Below are 15,719 nucleotides of genomic sequence, written 5' to 3'. Positions count from 1 at the left end.
TAGACGATTTTTTAAGATAGTACGCTTGTTTACTGACGATTTTTTAAGAAATTCGCTAGTTTACTCCCATTCTGGAAGTATCCACGTCCTTGGTTCTCTTCTCCTTGTACTTGCCTATCTTATAGATGATGGAGATGGAGGCAGATGCCCAATCTTGCTTGATGTTCATGTGATAGTCTTGATTGCCTTGTACTGATTTTGTAGAGAATCCCTCGTTGAAGATGTTGCTGCCTTTAACCACAATGCTCCATTTATCATTATCGGAAGCCCATCTCAACATAGCAATCAAGAGAAAGACTGATTTGATGTCATAGAGTCCTTGAATGGTTTTCGACTGATAGAATGGGTTAAGTATGAAATGGATGTGATGGCTTCGGCTAAGCTGGGCGGATAGATTTCCGGCAAGAATGGCAGAGATATGTTTGCGATTGAAGGGCAAGTCAAAGAAATCGTTACTCTTGTCATGTCTGTAGATTCCTGTTGCCGAAACACTTCCGTTCATCCAATTGCCTATACCGAAAGTCGTCGATGCTCTAATGCCTATAGTATGATTATAGTCGAAATTGGTCTCCTTCATAATGACTGCCAGGTGGTCGGTAGCCTGATAAGGCAACTGCACAGAATAGTTGGGTCGGAACTCTGCAAATGCCATCAATGTATGGCGACTTTTGATTGTCCACATCAGGTTGGTCTCGTATGTAGAGTAAGGCTTGAGATGAGGATTTCCCCATATCTCCATATAGGTAGAGGCATAGTAAATGCTGCTCATAGTTGACCAATAGCTAGGAAACTGTGAGCTGGAACTGAAGGATAAGTTGAGTATGTTGCCAGGATTGGCTTTCCACGATGCATTAAGTGTGGGGTAAATATGCCATTTGTTCCATTGTGGAGAATGGTACTGCTCCGCTTCGACAGAGGCTTCCAAGCTGATTCGCTCGTTTATCTGTTTGCTTATGCCGCCATAGAAACTCAAGATTCTTTCTTCGATATTCACCTGGCTGGTTGCATCTGGAATGTCTGCTCCATCCTTGTTGGTCGTGGCTTGGTAGCTTCTGTTGTTGCTGTTTTGGAATTTCATACCATACGACAGCTCCCAACCCTTCTTCAATGAGTGGGATTGATCGGCGGTGAAAAGCCATTTGTCTATTACCTGCTTGCTGTTTGTGTATAGAATACGCTCTTCGTCAAGTATTGTTCCTTCCAGATATTGCTGGCTGGGATTTTGGTAGTTGAGATAGGATATGCCTATTTGTAGTCCGAAGGGCAGATTGTAGTTAGCATCTACATTGTGCAGGTAGGTATGCTCATTGCCCTGTTGCTGGGATGTGCCTGTTCCCATCGTTTCATGATGAGGATGACTGCTGTCCCATTTTCCTGTATATGCCAGGGATAGCTGGTGGTTATCAGCAAATGCATAACTCAGTCCCAAGCGATAGTTGTGAGTCAATCCAAGGGTTTTCTGTGAGGCCTTGTCATAATACGCTACTCGTTTCCCTTGAAGGGGATGATTGGCATTGGTAGTAGTCTCACCGTATGATGTTCCATCTGTAAATGAATACATGGCATCCAGACCGAATTTTCCTTTTTGGAACAGCAGGTTGGCTTTGCCTTTCCCTTCTCCGTATTTGCTTTGGCTCCAGATGCTTTGTATTTGTCCTGAAAGCAGGTTTTTTCCTACATAGTCTTTGGTAATCAGGTTGATGACCATTCCACGAACATGTAAGCGTGCTGGCGCTGCCAGCATCACTTCGGCTTTGGCTAATTGTGATGCGGGTATGGCTTTCAATCGCTCTGCCAGTTGTGCGTAATTGAGCGTGGTTGGTTTGCCGTTGATGATGAGAGTCAGTTCCTTTCCTGCATAATTGATGTTGCCGTTTAGTTCGTTTACTCCTGGTATTCGGGTAAGGGCATCATAAGCGTTGTCTGCCGGCATTTTCTCTATGAGCAGTGGCATGTTGTAAACCAACTGTCCTCTTTCTGCCTTGACGATAGGACGTGTCGCCTTGACGAAAACCTCTGGCAGGTTTTGCATCATCATCTGGGCGGTAAGCGTGTCTTTAGCCTCTTCGTTTTGAGCGCAAAGGGGCTGGCTCAGCAATAATGCTGAACCTAAGATAAAATTTATTTTCATGTATTTATGTGAGTTTGATGGTTATTGCTTGAGTTGCTCTTTGGCTTTGGATATGAGTTGCGCTGCCTCTTTTTTATCTTCCAGTCTGTTTGCATTTGCTAAGAATAACTGGAGATACAGTTTCGCTTTCAACTTGTTTTTGGAAGCGATGAACATTTGGGCGGCATTGTAATAGTTGAGAGGATTATCTTCCTCATCGTATAAGGTGCATAACTCAAAGTCACGGGCAGCGTCTGCATATCGGTTGTGTTGAAAATGTAAGTCGGCTAGCCATTTATAGGTTCGCAATGCTCTGTCTTTTGGCAAGGAAACCTCTAACGACTGGTTGAAATGAGCCATAGACAGTGAATCCATGCAGAAGGATTTCTCTATCAAAGCCAAGTGGAAAAGGCAAGTGGCATTGTCGTTTTTGAACTGAACTGCTTTCTGGTAATGTTTCAGCGCCTTTTCATTGTCCGGCAGGTCCTCATAACAGAGACCAAGGATGAAATTGGATTCGAAATTATCAAATCCTTGCGCTATCAGTTTCTCATACAAGGGTATAGCTTCATCGTATTTGAATTGCATGAATAGGGAATAGGCATATTCCTTGTTGACATATAAGTTCGTGGAATCACATTGAGAAATGTAATTCTTCGCCACTTTTTCTGCTCTGTCTGGTTTGTTCACTCCATTGTAATGCACTGCAAGCGAAGCGATAATTTCACTGTCGTATGGGAATAAGAATGCGATGCGTTCACCCCAGAGAGAAACCTTGTCATTGTTGTTCTGATTGAGATATGCATAATAGAACATTCGCATGTCTTCGTGGTTAATGCTATCTGATGGAATCTTGTCTAGGCAAGAAATGCAGGCGGTGTAGTTGCCTACTTTCCGATAGCAGGAAGCCAGTTTCCTGCGTGCTCCCAGGTGAGATGGATTTGCTTCCAGATACTTTTGGTAGTATTGGGTTGCATGAAATACAACATATCTACTCAAACAGCTATCTCCTTGTTGAAGTAGATTAGCTGCGGTCTCGTTGGCCTTGGCATTCATTGCCATACATAGCCATAATATAAGGATCAATCTAAACTGTTTCATCGTTTTTGCAGATTATTTCTTTCTTACTTCGGGAGTGAAAACGACAGGCAAGGTAAACTCCATGTTGACTTCCTCGCCATCGGAGAGTCTGGCAGGCTTCCAATGGGGACTTTTCTTGAGAAGTTCAATCACAGTCTGCTCGTAGGCTTTTTCTTTGGGAGCTTCGAGAACTTTAAACAATCCCAATGTTCCATCCTTTTGAACGGTGAAGTTGATGACGACTCGCGCAGGCTTGTCTTCCAATCCTTTAGGATATTGTATGTTTGTCATCACCCATCTCAAGAAATCGTTGATGTCGCCATTGCCGTTGAAGATTGGCATCTGACCACCTTCCGGTAAAACGGCTATCGTCTTTAACACATGAGGTTGTGATACGCTTTGCGGTTTGAACATAAGGACGATGGTTATACCTATTATTGCTATCACGCAAGCGGCTATCCCAAATACCTTTTTATATATATGAGATTTTGTGTATCTTGTTTCCTGTGCTTTGCCCAAGAAATAAGTTTCTTCCTGATTGTTTTTTTCTTTCATACCTTTTACGATTTTATGGAGTTGTCTAAAAGTGCTTTTAATTGTTTGAGTGGTTCCTTGCTGACGTGCAGAGTGAATTTCTTGCAAAAACGTTCGTTGTACAAAACTAGTTCTGAAGTGTTGAGGTTGATGCTGAAAATGTGCTGACTATTAATAATGTAGTTTCTGCCAACACGAGCGAAGAAGTGTGCCGTTTGGGCAAGTTGCTCTACTATTTTCTTCTCAAAGACCACAAGGTTGAACGAGAAGGTGTATTCATCGCCGTTGGTGAGTCGGAGATTGCAATAGCTTCCTTCCGAACAGACGTATACTATCTGTTCGGAAGCCACTCTGAGCAAGAAGTTGGCATTTGATATGATGAGATATTCTTCCATACTGATAAGTTTGGTGCAAAGATAAGCAAAATATTTAAAAAGTATGGCTGGATGTAGCGTGTTTTTTGTGAACCAGTGGACTTGTTTTGTGAAAAATATGAAGTCAAACTCCAGATATGACTATCTGTTTAAGGTGGTCAACTAAAATCGTTAAACCACAGAGTGTCTAATAACTAGACAGCAGTGTCAAGTATTTAGACAGGCCGTTTTATGGACTTTGTTTCTATATATTCTGATAATCAATTGTTTATGTTTTTGGCATAGCCGTTGCCTTGCTATTTTGCAATAAATAAGAATAGTAACAACATAAAGAATAATAAGACAATGAAAAGACTTGCGTTAGTAGCATCCTTCTGTGGCATTACCATAACACAGATGATGGCACAGAACATCAACGGCGAACAGATTTCCGACACGACCCTATTTGATAAGTTCTCCAAAGAACTTGGCGAAGTGGTGGTGAAAGCTCATCTTCCTCAATATAAGAAGACCCACGAAGGACTGCTGACCAATGTGGCAGGAACCGTGCTTAGCAAGATGGGTACGGCTGAAGATGTATTGAAGCATGTGCCGAGCATCGTGAAGAAGAAAGATGGATATGAGGTGGTCGGCAAGGGTACACCTATTATATATATCAACGGCAGGAAGATGCAACACATCAGTGAGTTGGATAACATCAAATCTTCTGACATCAAGAGTGTGGAAGTCATCCAGAATCCTGGAGCCACCTACGATGCTTCGGTAAATGCGGTAATCAAAATCAAGACCATCAAGAAGAAAGGCGAAGGTTTCGGCTTTGATACTCGCTCTGTGTATTGGTACAATAAGCATGACAATACCATCCAACAGGTTAACATGAACTATCGCCATAATGGACTGAATCTCTTTGCCACTTATAAGTTCTCTGATGCAACATGGATGCAAAAGGCCTCCTACAATCAGACTGTACATGTAGATACGCTTTGGCAACAGCATAACAACAACGAAGTAACAGGTCGTATAGAATCGCATCGTCTTATCAGTGGTTTTAGCTATGATTTCAATGCCAATCATTCCATTGGTGCGAGATACACCTTGACCTCGCCAGGCTATTCTCGCTCAAAAGATTTTTTCGATAGTCAGGTAACTGCCGACGGTAAGTTTTACGACTATATCAAAACCGATGGTCTGACGGTCGACAAGGACAGCCCTAGCCATCAATTGAATGCCTACTACAACGGCACTTTGGGCAAGACCACTATTGATCTGAATACCGACCTCTATTGCAGTACAAACAGGGCTTATGCCTATAGCGATGAACAGAGCCAGGAGCACGATTCTCGTAACGTCAACTCCAAGAATCGTGTGAGCAACAAGATGGTAGCCACCAAACTCGTAATTACCTCTCCTCTCTTAGGAGGTAATCTCTCCTATGGAGCTGAGTATATCCATACCCGTCGCAACGATGACTACGAAGTGAATCGTACCGACCTCCTTGCCAACTCTTATAGCAAATTGGAGGAGCAGACGGCAAGTCCATTTATCCAATACGCACGCCTCACCCCGATAGGAAACATCACGGCAGGGTTGCGATACGAGTATGTAAGATTCAAGTATTATGATGCAGGCATCTATCAGCCCGAGCAGAGTCGCTCCTTCCGCAACCTCTTTCCTACCATCAGCTATGGTGCGAAGATAGGCAAGGTAATGGCACAGTTAAGCTATTCGGTAAAGACCTCTCGTCCTTCATATAGTCAACTGAGCAACAATGTATCTTATATGAATCGATTTACTCGCCAGACAGGTAATCCTTATCTCGACAACGAAACCAATCACAGAGTGGAATTATCGGGTGTATGGAAGTTCATTCAGTTTATGGTCAACTACAGGGACTCTCGCAATGCCATTATCTATTGGGCGGAGCAAATACCTGGGAACGAAGCTATTACCATGATAAGTCGTAAGAACGTGAAGAGCCTCAAGAGCATGACTGCCTACATCAGTGCCGCTCCAAAGATAGGCATTTGGGCGCCGCAAATCAACTTGGGCATGCAGAAACCCTGGTTCAGCCTCCATACTGATGTGGCATCTTATCGCTTGAATCGTCCTATCTTCATGGGCAACTTCAACAATGCCTTATCCTTGCCATGCGGTATCACCCTTAACGTGGATTATCGCTATCAGAGCAAGGGTAACACGATGAATGTATATCTTGCCAAAGAGCAGCATGTACTGGATGTCAGCATCAGCAAGTCATTCCTAAAGGATGCCCTTACCTTGGAAATAAAAGGCAACGACCTGCTTTATAAATGTTGGGATGCCGACTTGCTCTATAACCAGAAGATGGAACTCTTGCAAGTGTCTAAGCGAGGTACGAGAGACCTGCAACTCACCCTTCGCTATAAGTTCAATACCACACGTAGCAAGTACAAGGGAACTGGTGCCGGTAATGCAGAGTTGAATCGACTATAAATATCTTTTATTATTTTTATTCGAAAGTAGAGACATTTAAGATGATTTCCTATAAGGGGAACAAAAAAGCAGCAAACCGCAAAGGGCTTGCTGCTCAAGATAGGAGTGTTTCCTATTTCTTTTATGGGTTGAGTTTTCTTTATATCCTTATCTCAATGGGTTTATACTTCCTTCAATACGGTTTCCAATCTTCCGATGAAGTCATCCACATTTTCCTTGGTCAATACCAATGGAGGGAGGATACGGAGGATGTTGGTGCCGGCGCAACCGGTGAAGCAGTGCTGCTCGTGGATGAGCTTGCTGCGAACTTCCTTGTGAGGAATATCGAGTACGGCACCTACCATCAAGCCACGGCCACGAACCTCTGTGATATGGCTGTTGCGCTTCTGCAACTCCTTCAGCTGGGCAATGAGATATTCACCAACTTCATGTGCATTCTCTACCAGGTTCTCCTTCTCGAATACATCGAGAACGGCGAGAGCTGCTGTACATGCCAGGTGGTTGCCACCAAAGGTAGTACCCAACTGACCATATACAGGAGTAAACTCTGGAGAAATCAACACGCCACCCATAGGGAAACCGTTACCGATACCCTTGGCTACGGTGATGAGATCTGGCTTGATGCCCAACCACTGGTGAGCGAAGAACTTACCGCTTCTGCCATAACCGCACTGGATTTCATCGCAAATCAGGAAAGTACCGTATTTCTTGCAGGCAGCCTGCAAGCCCTGAGCAAACTCAGAAGTAACCATGTTGCAGCCACCTACGCCCTGAATCGCCTCGATGATACAAGCGCAGACATCGCCCTTGGCAAGTTCCTTCTCCCAAGCCTCCAAATCGTTGATAGGAAGATAGGTTACGTGACCATTATCATTGATTGGAGCGATGATCTTAGGATTATTTGTAACCTCTACGGCAAGGGATGTTCTGCCGTGGAAAGCCTTCTCTATAGAAAGCACGCGGGTTCTTCCGTTGGTGAATGAAGCCAGCTTCAAGGCATTCTCATTTGCCTCGGCACCAGAGTTGATGAGGAAGAACTGATAATCTTCATAACCGCTAGCTTTGCCCAGACGCTCTGCGAGTTTTACCTGCAACTTGTTGATGACAGAGTTGGAATAGAAACCCAGATTATTCAACTGGTTGGTGAGCATCTCTACATAGTGAGGATGGCAATGACCGATGCTGATAACGGCATGACCGCCATAGAGGTCGAGGTATTCCTGACCCTTGTCGTCCCATACCTTACAGCCCTTACCTTTTACTATATTAATATCGAAAAGAGGATATACGTCGTAAAGTTTCATGTTAAATCTATGTTTTAAGAAAGACAACTCATAGAGTTATCTTATTACAAACTATTTTTTATGATAGAAGAACGAATGATTTTTCATCCGTTCTTCCGAATTCTTTTATCTAAAATGCTGATGGCTTGAGTTTCAAACCTGCTGTCTGGTCGAGACCAAACATGATGTTCATGTTCTGAACAGCCTGACCCACGGCACCCTTCAGAAGATTGTCGATGCAGGAAGTAATCAGTAGCTTATCGCCATACTTATCCACATGAACCAGGCACTTGTTGGTATTCACAACCTGCTTCAAGTCGATAGCCTTATCCACATAGTGGGTGAACTTGGCATCCTTGTAGAACTCCTTGTAACCAGCCACGATTTCCTCGATTGGCTTGTCGGTCTTAACCACTTCTGTAGCGAAGATGCCACGGGCGAAGTCGCCACGGTAAGGGATGAAGTCGATGGCTGCATCGAGATAACCCTGTGTCTGCTTCAGACTCTGACGAATCTCTGGCACGTGCTGATGGTTGAATGCCTTGTAGATGCTCATGTTGTTGTTGCGCCATGAGAAATGGGTAGTGGCACCTGGCTTCTGACCAGCGCCGGTGCTACCTGTAATGGCATTGACAGATACATCGCTGTTGATGAGGCCCATCTTGGCAGCAGGCAACAAACCAAGTTGAATGCAGGTTGCAAAACAACCTGGGTTTGCCACGTGCTGAGCTACGGCTATTTTTGATTCATTTATTTCTGGAAGACCATATACAAAATCGTGAGCGGCTGGGGTTGGCTGCTGGGTAGCAACCACAGTCTCTGGGGCAAGACGGAAGTCCTGTGCCAGGTCGATAATCTTCACGTTCTCCGGAACATTGTGCTCCTTCAGGAACGCCTCGCTCTTGCCGTGACCGAAGCAGAAGAAGATAACATCCACCTGGTCGAAAGGCATCTCGGCGGTAAACTTCAAGTCGGTCTCGCCATACAATCCCTCGTGAACCTCAGCCACCAGGTTGCCGGCGTTACTCTCGCTGTTGGCGAATACAATCTCTGCCTCAGGATGGTTGATAAGGAGGCGAATCAACTCACCTCCTGTATAACCAGCTGCTCCTAAAATACCTACTTTTACCATAATTTATCTTTCCTCGTTAGGGTGCATACCATAATAAACACGGAGTGGGGTAGAGCTTACCTTGATGAAGCCCTTCGCATCCTCTGCTGTCCAACCGTGCTGCATCTCGCCATACTCACCGAGCTTAGACTTGGTCAAATCGTCTGGTGAATCAATACCTACAGTCTGGAAACTGTATGGACGGAGCTTCAAGATGGCTGTACCGTTTACGTTGCGCTGAGAAGAAGTCAGCATAGCCTCGATATCCGGCATTACAGGCTCCAGGTACTGGCTCTCGTGGAGGAACATTCCGTACCAGTTGCCTACCTGGTCCTTCCAATACTGCTGCCACTTGCTCAATGTGCTCTTCTCCAACAGGCGGTGAGCCTCGATGATGAGCTTAGGAGCTGCAGCCTCGAAACCTACACGACCCTTGATACCGATGATGGTGTCACCCACGTTGCAGTCGCGACCGATGGCGTAAGAAGCACCAATCTCCTCAATCTTCTGGATGGCTGCAATCTTATCATCAAACTTCTCGCCGTTGACAGCCACGATTTCACCCTTCTCGAAGGTAATCTTCAGTTCAGCCTCTTCTTCCTTGGCAGTAACGTGCTTCAGATAAGCCTCCTCTGGAAGACCTTGTGTTGGGTCGAGAATCTCACCACCGCAGATACTGGTTCCCCAGATACCTACGTTATAAGAATACTTCAACTTGGTGAAGTCTGCATAGAAACCGTGCTCGTTCAGGTAGTCAACCTCCTCCTTACGAGAAAGCGCCTTGTCACGGGTCAGGGTGATGATCTCTACACCAGGAGCCATCACCAGGAAGGTCATGTCGAAACGAATCTGGTCGTTGCCGGCACCTGTACTTCCGTGAGCGATGGCATCAGCACCAATCTCCTTGGCGTAACGAGCGATGGCGATAGCCTGGAAGATACGCTCTGAAGATACAGAGATAGGGTAGCAGTTGTTGCGGAGCACATTACCGAAAATCATGTATTTCAATGATTTCTCGTAATACTCATGGGTAACGTCGAGAGTGACGTATGCCTTGGCACCCAATTTATATGCGTTCTCCTCGTTGGTCTTCAACTGCTCGGCAGAGAAACCACCTGTGTTAGCGCATGCTGCATAAACATCCCAGCCATCCTGGGTCAACTTCATTACTGTGTATGATGTATCGAGACCGCCGCTGAAAGCGACTACTACTTTTTTATTTGCCATTTTATTTTATGTTTAATATGGATGAATACTGTTTAGATGGCATTTTTGCCAACACCTTAAATTATATGTAAGGATTTAAATTTCTGCAGATGGACCGTCAATCTTTCTGATTCTCTCAATCACTTCCTGAGGAAGCTTGATAGGCAGATGTTCTTCTGGGTCGAAGAGCATGGCGGTGCAGATGCAGTATTTGCGGTTGGTACGATGGAGGACATCCACGTTGATGCAACCCTCGCAACCACGCCAGAATGACTCATCATCGGTCAGGTCGGCGAAGGTAACAGGAAGATAACCCAGCTGGGTGTTCATCTTCATGACAGCCGAACCGGATGTCAAAGAGAAAATCTTGGCATGAGGCCATCGCTGTCGGGCAAGCGTAAAGGTAAGGTTCTTGATACGCTTAGCCAGTCCCATACCACGGAAGTCTGGGTGAACGATCAAACCTGATGTGGTAACATAGTGCTTGTTGCCCCATGTTTCGATGTAGCTGAAACCTGCGAACTTTTCGCCCTGGAGAGCGATGACCGCCTTGGCTTCGCGCATCTTGGTGGCAACATACTCTGGTGAACGCTTGGCGATACCAGAACCACGCTTCTTTGCAGCTTCTGCAATTGTAGTCAGAATGGTGTCGATGTACTTGATGTGACTTTCGTCAGCCACCATTACTTTAACTTCTGCTTCTTCCATTTTTTCTCTTCTATCTTAAAATGTTTTTGTTTTAATATTCTTTCTTTATATATATAATAAGGTGTATGTTTTGCATAAAAATGCAACTACCTTATATATATTTATGGTGAACGTCTGGAATTACCTCTGCTAGTGCATTGATGATTTCCTCTTCTGTGGTACCTTTCTTCTTAACCAGGAAGATCGTGTCGTCACCGGCGATGGTTCCAAGAATTTGAGGAATATCACTATTATCTATATTATAGGCAATGCTGCTTGCATATCCCGGACGGGTTTTGATTACGACCATGTTCCCGGAGAAGTTGATAGACTGAAATCCGGTATTCACCATCATCTTGCTCACTGGAATATGGTTTGATACTCTCTTATATAATGTATCGTTGGGCAGGACATACGCATATTTTCCACTCGAAGATGCTGCCTTTGCCACCTTGAGCAGTTTTAAGTCACGGCTCAATGTGGCTTGCGTAATCTTAAAGCCTTCTTTGTGAAGAGCCTCCAAAAGTTGGTCTTGCGAACTCAACTCCTGACTTGATATAAGCATCTTCAAAGTTTCCAATCTGCTATTCTTTGCCTTCATATGCTGTATTTTTATTCGTTTAACGGCTGCAAAATTACAATATATTTTGCAAATAACCAAATAAAATGAAAGAAAAATGCATAAAATAACATTATTTTGTCTTTCATTATGCATAAACGTGGAATAAATATGCATATATTATCTTCTTTCATACAAATATTCTACACTTGGCTTTTGATACAGAATAGCCTTTTTATCCATTTTAAGCTAATTATTGTAAATTATTGAAAAAAAGTCTACGAAAACCGCATCGGTTCAATTAGTTTTTGTTATCTTTGCAGACACAATTCTTAGATTATAATCAACTTAATATAAAATAAACCTTTAGAAGATGGAAAAAATGAATGTTAAACCAGCAGAAGGTAAGCTGGGAATCTTGGTTGTTGGTTGTGGCGCAGTAGCTACTACCTTCATGACCGGTGTTTTCATGACTCGTAAGGGACTTGCAAAGCCAGTAGGTTCAATGACTCAGTACGACAAGATTCGTGTCGGCAAGGGTGCAGACAAGAAATATTTGCACTATAAGGACATCGTTCCACTTGCTGACCTTAATGATATCGTATTCGGTACTTGGGATGTTTATCCGCAGAATGCTTATCAGGCAGCTATGTATGCTGAGGTATTGAAGGAAAAAGATATCAATCCTGTACGCGAGGAGTTGGAGAAGGTAGTACCAATGAAGGCTGCTTTTGACAAGAACTATGCAAAGCGTCTTGATGGCGATAATGTGAAGGATTGCAAGACCCGCTGGGAGATGGTAGAGGCTCTTCGTCAGGATATCCGCGACTTCAAGGAGAAGAACGGTTGTGCACGTATCGTTGTTATCTGGGCAGCATCTACCGAAATCTACGTTCCTGTAGATATGAAGATTCATGGTACATTGGCTGCACTTGAGGCAGCAATGAAGGCTGACGACCGCCAGCATGTAGCTCCATCCATGTGCTACGCTTATGCTGCTTTGACAGAGGGTGCTCCTTTCATCATGGGTGCTCCTAATACAACTGTTGATATTCCTGCTATGTGGGAACTCGCAGAGAAGACCAAGATGCCTATCGCCGGTAAGGACTTCAAGACAGGCCAGACTCTTGTCAAGAGTGGCTTCGCTCCTATCATCGGTACCCGTTGTCTCGGCTTGAATGGCTGGTTCTCTACCAATATTCTTGGCAACCGTGATGGTCTCGTTCTCGATGAACCTGCTAATTTCCATACCAAGGAGGTAAGTAAACTCTCTACTCTTGAGACAATCCTGAAACCAGAAGCTCAGCCAGATCTCTATGGTCATGGTAACGATGAAGATACTCAGTACTATCACAAGGTACGTATCAACTATTATCCACCTCGTAACGATAACAAGGAGGGTTGGGATAATATCGATATCTTCGGCTGGATGGGTTACCCAATGCAGATTAAGATTAACTTCCTCTGCCGTGACTCTATCCTTGCTGCTCCATTGCTGCTCGACCTTACATTGTTGAGCGATCTTGCAGCTCGTGCAGGCCGTTTCGGAATCCAGCGTTTCTTGAGTTTCTTCCTCAAGGCACCTATGCACGATTATACTAAGGGTGAAGAGCCTGTGAACCATCTCTACCAGCAGTACGCGATGCTGAAGAATGCTATCCGTGAGATGGGTGGTTACGAGGCCGATGAGGAAATCGACTAATTAGGTTATTTCATTTAATACTACACCTTATTATATGAGGCATTAATTTATATCATGGCACACCTTTGGAATGTTAGAATATCTTTCCATAGGTGTGCCTTTTTGTTTATTTATATAGAAAGTAGACATGGATTCGGTAACGAGCTTTATTTATGGTATGAGCATGATGTTCTTCTCCATGATGGCTTTCCTGTTTTGGAGAAAAGGAAAGGAGATGCTCTTTCGGATGATTATGTGGCTCATGATCGTGGTCGACCTACAGTTGGTAAAGGACATGGTTTTCTTTCTGATTTATGGTTTTGACAACGAGCATGCGTGGTATCTTACGTCTTCGTTGGATATGATGATTATTCCGTTCTACAGCTTTGTGTTGATGGAACTGGTGAAGCCGGGCTGGTTCAGATGGCTGAAAGCTTTAATGCTGGAATAGCCTTTCCTCTTGTTGCCGGTGTTCTATATTTTTACCCATAATATCATCTGATTTTATGTGCTTTCTGTCTGGGGAGCCATTTATGGATGCTGAGCTGTTTCGTTATTAAATTGGATTACGACAATATCTATATGGTAAGCTCTCTGATACTCTGGATGCTGATAGATTATTTTGTTTATAGGCATGAGTCAGTGATAGAAGAGTTGAGTGATATTGAAATTGTACCGTTAGAGCAGAACGAAGTTGATGTTTCGGGGATGGCTGCTGAGGTGCAGCGGTTGTTCGAGGAAGATTAAATCTATCTCAATCCGAAACTGAAATTGTCTGATGTGGCGCTGGTTGCTGGTACGAACCGTACTTATCTGAGTCGCTATTTTAACCGGCAGAATGGGTAGACGTTTTATGATTATGTGAATACTTATCGTATATAATATGCAGAGAAATTGTTGAAGTCAACGAACTATCCTTTGCCGGAAATCGCCATCAAATCGGGATTCAATTCTATTTTGAAACCATGGTTCTCGATTTTTTTTTCTATCTTTGCACCATAGAACTTTTTGAAGAGAATATAACTCTAGCATTTACCTTTTCTAGGAATTAAAAAAATAAAGGTTGGCCAACCCGTTGAGGGCAAGCCAACCTTTCTCGTTATGTATGTTATTCTTTGTTTTTTTACTTTATTCCCGGTTCTCGTTTTCATTATTCCTTGTTGCTGCCTCCGAAGATGCGGAGCAAGTAGAGGAAGAGATTGATAAAATCGAGATACAGGGTCAAGGCTCCGATGAGTGCCAGTTTCTGTGCGCCCTCGCTCATGTCGTATTGTGTCTGGAGCATCTGCTTGATTTTCTGACTGTCCCAAGCGGTCAAGCCAACGAAGATGGCTACGCCGACGTAACTCAAAATGTAATCAAATCCCGAACTCTTCAAGAACATGTTTACTATGGTAGCGATAATCAGACCAATCAGCGCCATGAAGAGTATTTTTCCTAAAGAGGTCAAATCCTTCTTGGTTGTGTAACCATAGAAAGCCATTGCTCCAAATGTGCCGGCTGTAATAAAAAATACCTTGGCAATACTGGTCATCGTATATACTACGAATACGGATGAAAGCATGGCACCATTCAAAACCGAGTAGACGATGAAGAGTAGGGTGGCCGTAGTCAGGGAAAGTCTCTGTAGGGCACCGGTAATGATAAATACCAGAGCGAGCTCTGCGATAATCAAGCCAAAGAGCAAGCCGCGGCTTGTCATCAAGGTCATCAGCAGGGTAGGACTGCTAGCTACACCATAGGCAGTAACGCCCGTAATCAGGAGAGCTAAGGTCATCCATGTATACACTTTGCGCATCAAAGCAGAGAAAACACCGCTTATACCTCGCTCTTTCTCATTAACAGCAAAGCCATTGCTCTGCTGGTTGTTCTGATTATTTATCAGATTGTACATTTCCTTTTCTGTCATAATTCTATTTTCTTTTGTTATTTATGGTCTATTGAATAATATAATAAGCGCAAAGATAATGCCAATTATTGAAACGAACGATAATCTCTGCGCTTTATTAACATTTATTCCGTAATTTTACGTCATTCATTCCTTTATTTAAGGGCTGTCTTCTTTACGGCTATCTGTTTTCTGCCTCGTGTTACCTCTACGGCTACAGTTCCATTTACTGGCGAGCGAAGCAGTTCTGTATCAGATTTTGCCTGTTTCTGAAGTGCCAGGACACCTGAGGCTCCGTATATTCTGATGATGTCGTTCTGTTTCAGACCCTTTATCAGGATATGATAGTTGCCGCTAGGAATGATGGTGATGTCTGACTTCATGTCAGCCTCCTTGCGGTTGAAACTGATCTGCCATTGCCATCTTAATCTCTTATCTTCTCTTTCTTCTACCAGTCTCATACGCTATTCGTTTTATTTCGAATGCAAAGATACGTCTTTTCCGTTTTCTACCTATGCGATTTGTGCGATTTGCGTGGATTCGGGAAATAAAGTGCGAAAAATATCATGGAATCATTCTGAAAAATATCTCCGAAGGATAAGATAATATCTCCGAAAGATAGCAGAATATCTCCGAAGGATAAGAAATTATCTCCGAAAGATAGCTGAATATCTCCGAAGGATAAACCCAGAAGACAAATGTAGGTAATCCGATGACGAAGATATGGAAACTGG

Annotated in this window: 15 protein-coding genes; 4 read left to right on the top strand and 11 right to left on the bottom strand. The window is 43.7% G+C overall.

Translation table 11 applies throughout. The annotated features are described in order from the left end of the window. Window positions 1–55 precede the first annotated feature (55 nt). From DWV53_RS11705 to DWV53_RS11690, 4 genes are read right to left on the bottom strand one after another with little or no spacing between them, the layout of a single operon-like run. Complete coding sequence (locus DWV53_RS11705; protein ID WP_118154070.1) at window positions 56–2,131, bottom strand: outer membrane beta-barrel protein; 2,076 nt, start codon at window positions 2,129–2,131, stop codon at window positions 56–58. A gap of 21 nt (window positions 2,132–2,152) precedes the next feature. Beyond that, window positions 2,153–3,211: a tetratricopeptide repeat protein gene (locus tag DWV53_RS11700; RefSeq protein ID WP_118154067.1), complete on the bottom strand. Its 1,059-nt coding sequence runs from the start codon at window positions 3,209–3,211 to the stop codon at window positions 2,153–2,155. A gap of 12 nt (window positions 3,212–3,223) precedes the next feature. Then, window positions 3,224–3,745, bottom strand: coding sequence for an energy transducer TonB family protein (locus DWV53_RS11695; RefSeq protein WP_118139354.1), 522 nt, complete (start codon window positions 3,743–3,745; stop codon window positions 3,224–3,226). Window positions 3,746–3,750: 5 nt separating this feature from the next. After that, window positions 3,751–4,119: a LytTR family DNA-binding domain-containing protein gene (locus tag DWV53_RS11690; protein ID WP_118154064.1), complete on the bottom strand. Its 369-nt coding sequence runs from the start codon at window positions 4,117–4,119 to the stop codon at window positions 3,751–3,753. Between the two features lie 324 nt (window positions 4,120–4,443). On the opposite strand from DWV53_RS11690, the gene DWV53_RS11685 reads away from it, so the two are divergent. Then, a complete protein-coding gene (locus DWV53_RS11685) occupies window positions 4,444–6,570 on the top strand; it encodes an outer membrane beta-barrel family protein (protein WP_118154061.1) in 2,127 nt (708 codons plus the stop codon). Window positions 6,571–6,731: 161 nt separating this feature from the next. Here the strand turns inward: DWV53_RS11685 and DWV53_RS11680 are convergent, their stop codons facing one another. The 5 genes from DWV53_RS11680 to argR all read right to left on the bottom strand — a co-directional run bounded on the left by DWV53_RS11680 (window position 6,732) and on the right by argR (window position 11,458). Further along, window positions 6,732–7,874, bottom strand: coding sequence for an aspartate aminotransferase family protein (locus tag DWV53_RS11680; protein ID WP_118154058.1), 1,143 nt, complete (start codon window positions 7,872–7,874; stop codon window positions 6,732–6,734). Window positions 7,875–7,983: 109 nt separating this feature from the next. Continuing rightward, complete coding sequence (gene argC / locus DWV53_RS11675) at window positions 7,984–8,985, bottom strand: N-acetyl-gamma-glutamyl-phosphate reductase (protein WP_118154055.1); 1,002 nt, start codon at window positions 8,983–8,985, stop codon at window positions 7,984–7,986. 3 nt (window positions 8,986–8,988) lie between these two features. Continuing rightward, window positions 8,989–10,191: an argininosuccinate synthase gene (locus DWV53_RS11670; RefSeq protein WP_118154052.1), complete on the bottom strand. Its 1,203-nt coding sequence runs from the start codon at window positions 10,189–10,191 to the stop codon at window positions 8,989–8,991. A 75-nt stretch (window positions 10,192–10,266) separates the two neighbouring features. After that, the gene (locus tag DWV53_RS11665) at window positions 10,267–10,878 is read right to left on the bottom strand and encodes a GNAT family N-acetyltransferase (protein WP_022121132.1); all 612 of its coding nucleotides are present in this window, start codon (window positions 10,876–10,878) and stop codon (window positions 10,267–10,269) included. A 91-nt stretch (window positions 10,879–10,969) separates the two neighbouring features. Then, entirely contained in the window at window positions 10,970–11,458 is a 489-nt protein-coding gene (gene argR, locus DWV53_RS11660) for an arginine repressor (protein WP_117694687.1), read from the bottom strand. Between the two features lie 331 nt (window positions 11,459–11,789). On the opposite strand from argR, the gene DWV53_RS11655 reads away from it, so the two are divergent. The 3 genes from DWV53_RS11655 to DWV53_RS15535 all read left to right on the top strand — a co-directional run bounded on the left by DWV53_RS11655 (window position 11,790) and on the right by DWV53_RS15535 (window position 13,844). Next, a complete protein-coding gene (locus DWV53_RS11655; RefSeq protein WP_118154049.1) occupies window positions 11,790–13,118 on the top strand; it encodes an inositol-3-phosphate synthase in 1,329 nt (442 codons plus the stop codon). 127 nt (window positions 13,119–13,245) lie between these two features. After that, entirely contained in the window at window positions 13,246–13,548 is a 303-nt protein-coding gene (locus DWV53_RS11650; RefSeq protein ID WP_118154046.1) for a hypothetical protein, read from the top strand. A gap of 110 nt (window positions 13,549–13,658) precedes the next feature. After that, window positions 13,659–13,844, top strand: coding sequence for a hypothetical protein (locus DWV53_RS15535; protein ID WP_147347520.1), 186 nt, complete (start codon window positions 13,659–13,661; stop codon window positions 13,842–13,844). Between the two features lie 403 nt (window positions 13,845–14,247). Here the strand turns inward: DWV53_RS15535 and DWV53_RS11645 are convergent, their stop codons facing one another. After that, window positions 14,248–15,006 (bottom strand): Bax inhibitor-1/YccA family protein, encoded by a 759-nt coding sequence (locus tag DWV53_RS11645; RefSeq protein ID WP_259318978.1) that lies wholly within the window; start codon window positions 15,004–15,006, stop codon window positions 14,248–14,250. 134 nt (window positions 15,007–15,140) lie between these two features. After that, window positions 15,141–15,446, bottom strand: a complete 306-nt coding sequence (locus DWV53_RS11640) for a hypothetical protein (RefSeq protein ID WP_118154043.1) — start codon at window positions 15,444–15,446, stop codon at window positions 15,141–15,143. Between the last annotated feature and the right edge of the window lie 273 nt (window positions 15,447–15,719).

The organism is Segatella copri (assembly GCF_003465495.1).
GTDB classification, from domain to species: Bacteria; Bacteroidota; Bacteroidia; order Bacteroidales; family Bacteroidaceae; genus Prevotella; species Prevotella copri_G.
This window is presented reverse-complemented; position numbering and strand designations above follow the sequence as displayed.

What these genes read in the sequence shown, in the direction of transcription:
- DWV53_RS11655 (WP_118154049.1), top strand. Translation starts at nt 11,790, where the DNA reads ATGGAAAAAATGAATGTTAAACCAGCAGAAGGTAAGCTGGGAATCTTG.
- DWV53_RS11685 (WP_118154061.1), top strand. Translation starts at nt 4,444, where the DNA reads ATGAAAAGACTTGCGTTAGTAGCATCCTTCTGTGGCATTACCATAACA.
- DWV53_RS11650 (WP_118154046.1), top strand. Translation starts at nt 13,246, where the DNA reads ATGGATTCGGTAACGAGCTTTATTTATGGTATGAGCATGATGTTCTTC.
- DWV53_RS11665 (WP_022121132.1), bottom strand. Translation starts at nt 10,878, where the DNA reads ATGGAAGAAGCAGAAGTTAAAGTAATGGTGGCTGACGAAAGTCACATC.
- DWV53_RS11640 (WP_118154043.1), bottom strand. Translation starts at nt 15,446, where the DNA reads ATGAGACTGGTAGAAGAAAGAGAAGATAAGAGATTAAGATGGCAATGG.
- DWV53_RS11670 (WP_118154052.1), bottom strand. Translation starts at nt 10,191, where the DNA reads ATGGCAAATAAAAAAGTAGTAGTCGCTTTCAGCGGCGGTCTCGATACA.
- DWV53_RS11695 (WP_118139354.1), bottom strand. Translation starts at nt 3,745, where the DNA reads ATGAAAGAAAAAAACAATCAGGAAGAAACTTATTTCTTGGGCAAAGCA.
- DWV53_RS11705 (WP_118154070.1), bottom strand. Translation starts at nt 2,131, where the DNA reads ATGAAAATAAATTTTATCTTAGGTTCAGCATTATTGCTGAGCCAGCCC.
- DWV53_RS11690 (WP_118154064.1), bottom strand. Translation starts at nt 4,119, where the DNA reads ATGGAAGAATATCTCATCATATCAAATGCCAACTTCTTGCTCAGAGTG.
- argR (WP_117694687.1), bottom strand. Translation starts at nt 11,458, where the DNA reads ATGAAGGCAAAGAATAGCAGATTGGAAACTTTGAAGATGCTTATATCA.
- DWV53_RS11700 (WP_118154067.1), bottom strand. Translation starts at nt 3,211, where the DNA reads ATGAAACAGTTTAGATTGATCCTTATATTATGGCTATGTATGGCAATG.
- argC (WP_118154055.1), bottom strand. Translation starts at nt 8,985, where the DNA reads ATGGTAAAAGTAGGTATTTTAGGAGCAGCTGGTTATACAGGAGGTGAG.
- DWV53_RS11645 (WP_259318978.1), bottom strand. Translation starts at nt 15,006, where the DNA reads ATGACAGAAAAGGAAATGTACAATCTGATAAATAATCAGAACAACCAG.
- DWV53_RS11680 (WP_118154058.1), bottom strand. Translation starts at nt 7,874, where the DNA reads ATGAAACTTTACGACGTATATCCTCTTTTCGATATTAATATAGTAAAA.